General features: G+C 63.6%; 6 protein-coding genes. All 6 read left to right on the top strand.

Annotation, left to right across the window (positions count from 1 at the left end; genetic code table 11):
• Positions 1 to 124 (top strand): TrbC/VirB2 family protein (locus NN5_RS27110; RefSeq protein WP_245656685.1); only part of this gene is annotated, 124 nt, incomplete at its 5' end.
• A 6-nt stretch (positions 125 to 130) separates the two neighbouring features.
• A complete protein-coding gene (locus NN5_RS23985; protein WP_067739112.1) occupies positions 131 to 418 on the top strand; it encodes a VirB3 family type IV secretion system protein in 288 nt (95 codons plus the stop codon).
• Positions 397 to 2769 (top strand): VirB4 family type IV secretion/conjugal transfer ATPase, encoded by a 2373-nt coding sequence (locus NN5_RS23980; RefSeq protein WP_067739108.1) that lies wholly within the window; start codon positions 397 to 399, stop codon positions 2767 to 2769. Before NN5_RS23985 ends, NN5_RS23980 begins: the two co-directional genes overlap by 22 nt.
• On the top strand, positions 2769 to 3929 hold the full coding sequence (locus NN5_RS23975; RefSeq protein WP_067739105.1) for a TrbL/VirB6 family protein: 1161 nt from the start codon (positions 2769 to 2771) through the stop codon (positions 3927 to 3929). Before NN5_RS23980 ends, NN5_RS23975 begins: the two co-directional genes overlap by 1 nt.
• Positions 3929 to 4684, top strand: a complete 756-nt coding sequence (locus NN5_RS23970; RefSeq protein ID WP_067739103.1) for a VirB8 family type IV secretion system protein — start codon at positions 3929 to 3931, stop codon at positions 4682 to 4684. The genes NN5_RS23975 and NN5_RS23970 overlap by 1 nt, the downstream gene beginning before the upstream one ends.
• Positions 4685 to 4692: 8 nt before the next feature.
• Positions 4693 to 5203: TrbG/VirB9 family P-type conjugative transfer protein (locus NN5_RS23965; protein ID WP_169801053.1), on the top strand; the 511-nt coding region annotated here is incomplete at its 3' end.

Below are 5203 nucleotides of genomic sequence, written 5' to 3'. Positions count from 1 at the left end.
TTTCATGATGCTGACGGGCCGGATGAACTGGCGCCATGGAGCCGTCGTCGTGATCGGCTGTTTCATTCTGTTCGGAGCCGCCAGCATTGTAGGCGGTATTCGTGCTGCCGCGACGGGTATGTAAGACTCCATGTCTTCCCATCTCCAGCGCACGACGGTTTTCACCGCTCTGACTAGGCCGCAGATGTTCGCAGGCGTGACCTACACGTGGTTCGTGGCGAACGGCATCCTGGCCGCCGAACTGTTCCTGATCTTCAAGTCGTTCTGGGTGATCCTGATCGCGCTGGTCGTGCATCTGGTCGGAGCGGTCCTGTGCCTGCGCGAACCCCGCTTCCTTGACTTGTGGATCGTGCGCGTCAGCCGCTGCCCGCGCGTGAAGAACCATGCCCTGTGGCAATGCAATTCCTACCGCCCCTGACTTCCGATCCCAAAGTCATCGCGCGCGAAAAAGCGGCAGGCGATCACTTGCCTTACGCGCGCCATGTCGATGACGTGACGCTGGAGACCCGCGACGGCCTGCTGATGCAGACCGTGCGCCTGGGCGGGTTGCTGTTCGAGACGGCGGATACCGACGAACTCAACTACCGCGCGGACCTGCGCGATGCGATGCTGCGCGCGATCGGTAATTCACAATTCGCGATCTACCACCATGTGGTGCGCCGCAAGGCCGAAGCTGCGCTGGAAGCGCGCTATCCCGATGCCTTCTCGCGTGATCTCGATACCCGTTGGCGCGAGCGGTTGGCCTCGCGCCAGATGTACGTCAACGAACTGTTCGTGACGCTGGTCCGCCGCCCCATGCAAGGCCGCCTGGGCTGGGCCGACCGGCTGCGGATGTGGGCCTCGCGCTCCGGCGAAGACCGGCAGGCCGCCTTCGGCGCTGAGAAGCGAGCGCTCGATGCCGCCACCGAAGCCTTGGTGGCAGCGCTTGGCAGCTACGATCCGCGCGTACTCTCGGTCTACAAGAGCGAACACGGCTATCGCTCCGAACCTCTGGAGTTTCTCTCCTACCTCTACAATGCGGATATGCACCCGGTCGGCCTGCCGCACGGTGACCTCGGACAACATTTGCCGTTCCGCCGCGTGAGTTTCGGCCAGGAAGCCTTCGAACTCGCGCCCGTCGGTCATGCCCCGCGCAAGTTCGGCGCGCTCATCTCGATCAAGGACTATCCGGCCCAGACCCTGCCGGGCATGTTCGACGAACTCTATCGCATGCCCTTCGAGATGACGGTGAGCCAGTCCTTCGCTTTCGTGGAACGCGGCGCGGCACTTGGCCGCATGAACCTCGCTCTGCGCCGCATGCGCTCGGCGGAAGATGAGGCCTTGTCGTTGCGCGACGAACTGACGCGCGCAAAGGACGATGTGGCGGCAGGCCGCGCCTCCTTCGGCGAGCACCACGCCACAATCGCCGTCCATGCCGAGAGCCTCGAAGTGCTCAATGCCGAAGTGGCCGAAGTGACGGCGGTCCTCGCCGACCTCGGCATTGTTGGAGTACGCGAGGACATTGCGCTGGAACCCACATTCTGGGCGCAGTTCCCGGCAAACTTCAAATACATCGGCCGCCGTGCCCTGGTCTCAGCCAAGAACTTCGCAGGCCTCGCTTCCTTGCACAACTTCCCGGTGGGCAAACCACGCGGCAACCACTGGGGCGAGGCAGTGACCTTGCTGGAGACCACGGCGGCAGGCCCCTACTTCTTTAATTTCCACCACAATGACCTCGGCAATTTCACCGTGATCGGGCCCTCGGGCTCAGGCAAGACCGTAGTGCTGAACTTCCTTCTGGCACAGGCGCGCAAGTTCGCCCCGCGTATCGTCTTCTTCGACAAGGACCGGGGCGCCGAACTCTTCATCCGCGCCATCGGCGGCCAGTACGACCGGCTGCGTCCCGGCGCTGCCGCAGGCCTCAATCCGCTGCAGCTTGAGGATACGCCTGAGAACCGCCAGTTCCTGACGGAATGGATCACGCTGCTGGCAGGCACGCTCGATGCCGATGAGGCAGAGATTGTCAGCGATGCGATCGATGCGAACTTCGGCCAGATCCGTATCCGTAGGCGCCTGCGCTATCTGGTCGAACTGTTCCGGGGTCATGCCCGGCCCAGGGCAGGCGATCTCTATTCACGCATGCGGCCCTGGTGGGGCGAAGGCGAACGGGCATGGCTCTTCGACAACGAAGAGGATCTGACCGACCTGACCGCTGCCACGGTCGGCTTCGACATGACCGCGATCCTCGATGATCCAGCTGTGCGCACGCCTGCGCTCCTCTACTTCTTCCACCGGGTGGAAGAACGCCTTGATGGCACGCCTGCGATCATTGTGGTTGATGAAGGCTGGAAGGCGCTCGACGACGAAGTCTTCGTACGGCGCATCAAGGATTGGGAGAAGACCATCCGCAAGCGCAACGGCATTGTCGGCTTCGCCACCCAGAGCGCGCAGGATGCGCTGGAGAGCAAAATCGCCAGCGCCATCATCGAACAGGCCGCGACACAGATCTTTATGATCAATCCCAAGGCACGGCCCGAGGATTACATCGACGGTTTCGGCCTGACCCCGCACGAGTACGAACTGGTGCGGAGCCTGCCCGACTCCTCGCACTGTTTCCTCATCAAACACGGCCAGGACAGCGTGGTGGCTCGCCTCAACCTCTCAGGCGAGAAGGACGTGCTCACGATCCTCTCGGGCCGGGAAGCCTCGGTGCGCTTGTTCGACGAACTGGTGAGTGAGACCGGCATCGACCCCGAGGGCTGGATGGCCCCCTTGCTGGCGCGCGCCTGATGGCTTGCCCCGTCGTCCATACCGGTCAGGACTTTCTCGCCACCGCGCTAGCGCATATCGACTGCCAGGCGGCTACGATCGGCGCCTATGGCTTTGGCGCGCTGGCAAGCCCCGGTTCGCCCGTCTCGCTGGCGCTTACCAGCCTGCTGACGATCTTCATCGCCCTGTTCGGCCTACGCCTGCTGCTCGGCTATCCCATGGGCACGCGCGACGTCATTGACGACGTGCTCAAGGTAGGGATCGTGCTCACGCTGGCGACGAGCTGGCCTGCGTGGCGCATTGTTGGATACGACCTTGTGATCCATGGTCCCGGGCAGATTGCACAAGTCATCGGAGGCAGTTCGGGCCTGCCGGGCAGCGCGGGCGATCTCGCCGCGCGGCTGCAGACCGTCGACAAAGGCCTTGCGGCGCTCAACGTCTTTGGCAGTGGCCGCTTGGGTGTTGCCCAAGGCGACTGGTTCCAGCTTGGCTTTGCCCGCAGTGCCTTTCTGGCAGGGACGCTGGGGCCACTGGCGCTGGTGCGGCTGACGGCAGGCTTTCTGCTGGCTGTTACCCCGCTGATGGCAGGCCTGCTGCTGTTTGGCATCACGCGGGGCATATTCGAAGGCTGGGGCCGAGCCCTCGTCATGACCTTTCTCGCCTCGATTATGCTGAGTGTGATATACGGCGTGGAATTGGCCTTGCTCGAACCCTGGCTGCAGGATGCCTTGCAGCAGCGCACCATGGACCAACAGATCCTTGACGCACCGGTCGAGATCCTTGTCGCTACGCTCAGCTTTGCGATTGTCTCGCTGGCATCCGTGTTCCTGATCGCGCGCTTGGCCTTCCATGGCGGGCTGCATTTGCCAGTTGTGTTTCAGCAGGCACCGGATCGGGGAGAAACGGCTCCTCCGCCGCGTGCAGGCTTTCTGTCAGCAAACGCAGACGAACCCTCGCGCGCGGTGATCGTGGCCCATTCGGTTAGCGAGAATCTGCGCCGGGAAGAGCGCATTGCTGATATCACGCGCGTCGAAGGCCGCTGGTCGGAGCGCTCCGGATCGGCACCGCCTGCGCTCGCCGTGCAAACCGATCAGGCGCGGCATGAGGAGGCGCTGGGCAGCACCTGGCGCCGGTCTTCCGCGCGCACCTCCAGCGCGGCGCGGCGCAGGGACCAGACGTGATGAACGATATGAGCGACGACGATCTTACCCGCTATTACGAAGAGGCCGGTTCCTGGTCGGCCGACCGCACCAAGGGCTTGACCGCCTCGAAGCGGGTTGCCTGGATCATTGCCGGGCTCGCCACAGGTGTTGCCGTGCTGGAGGCCATTGCCTTGGCGGCTCTGGCTCCGCTCAAGACGGTCGTGCCCTATACGCTGCTGGTCGACCGGCAGACCGGCAATGTCCAGGCGCTCAAGCCGCTCGACCAGCAGGCCATCACGCCCGATGATGCTCTGGTGCGCTCGTTCCTCGCGCAATACGTCACGGCGCGCGAGAGCTTCGATATCAATGCGCTCAACGCCGACTACCGCAAGGTCGCGCTGTGGTCGGCAGGTGAGGCTCGTGAACGCTATCTCAAATCTATGCAGGCCAGCAATCCGGCCAGCCCGCTCAAGACCCTGCCGAGGCAGGCGCTGGTCGAGACGGAAGTGCGCAGCATTTCGTCGCTTAGCGCGGACACCGCGCTGGTGCGGTTTGCGACCACCCGCACCGATCCGGGCGGACAGCGGCAGGCAGGCGAGAATTGGGCGGCGGTGATCAAGTATCAGTTCTCGCCGGCCCGGATGAGCGCTTCGGACCGGCTGCTCAATCCGCTGGGCTTCCAGGTGCTGCGTTACCGGCGCAATGCCGAGATGGTCATGCCTGTGGCGCCTGCTACGCCACCAGTAGGCGTGCAAGGGACATTACCAAACCAGCAGCAGGGCTCCCAGCTATGAGGGGGCTGGTGTTGATCTTGGCGCTGGCGGCAAGCCCAGCTCCTGCGCAGGAACTGCCGCCCAGGGATCCCCGGATCGAGGTGCTGTCTGCAAGCGGTACTGGTCTCCTGAACTTGCGTACGGCAACGGACGTGACGCAGACGCTGCTGTTCCGGCAGGGGGAACAGATCGCCTCGGTCATTCTGAGCGATCCTACCGCGTTCGTCATCACGGTCGCCGGATCGGGCGACAGTCTAGCGCTGCGTGCGGCAAGGCCCTCGGCCTACGGGATCATGACGGTGCGCACCAATATGCGCACCTACGAGTTCGATATGCTCGCAGGGGCATCAGGTTCCATTCCGGCTGTCATTCGTCTGGCCGATGAGCCGCAATACCACCCAGCAAGTGCGCCGCCGACAATGGCGGGTGATACCGGTGAGCGTTTCAGCTACCGGCTGTCGGGCAACAAGACGCTGCGTCCGGCGGCGATCAGCGATGATGGCAACAAGACTTACATCGAATGGGACCACGATCAGGCGA

The sequence above is a fragment of the Novosphingobium naphthalenivorans NBRC 102051 genome, assembly GCF_001590985.1.
Taxonomy (GTDB): Bacteria; Pseudomonadota; Alphaproteobacteria; order Sphingomonadales; family Sphingomonadaceae; genus Novosphingobium; species Novosphingobium naphthalenivorans.
This window is presented reverse-complemented; position numbering and strand designations above follow the sequence as displayed.

What these genes read in the sequence shown, in the direction of transcription:
- NN5_RS23980 (WP_067739108.1), top strand. Translation starts at nt 397, where the DNA reads ATGCAATTCCTACCGCCCCTGACTTCCGATCCCAAAGTCATCGCGCGC.
- NN5_RS23975 (WP_067739105.1), top strand. Translation starts at nt 2,769, where the DNA reads ATGGCTTGCCCCGTCGTCCATACCGGTCAGGACTTTCTCGCCACCGCG.
- NN5_RS23970 (WP_067739103.1), top strand. Translation starts at nt 3,929, where the DNA reads ATGAACGATATGAGCGACGACGATCTTACCCGCTATTACGAAGAGGCC.
- NN5_RS23985 (WP_067739112.1), top strand. Translation starts at nt 131, where the DNA reads ATGTCTTCCCATCTCCAGCGCACGACGGTTTTCACCGCTCTGACTAGG.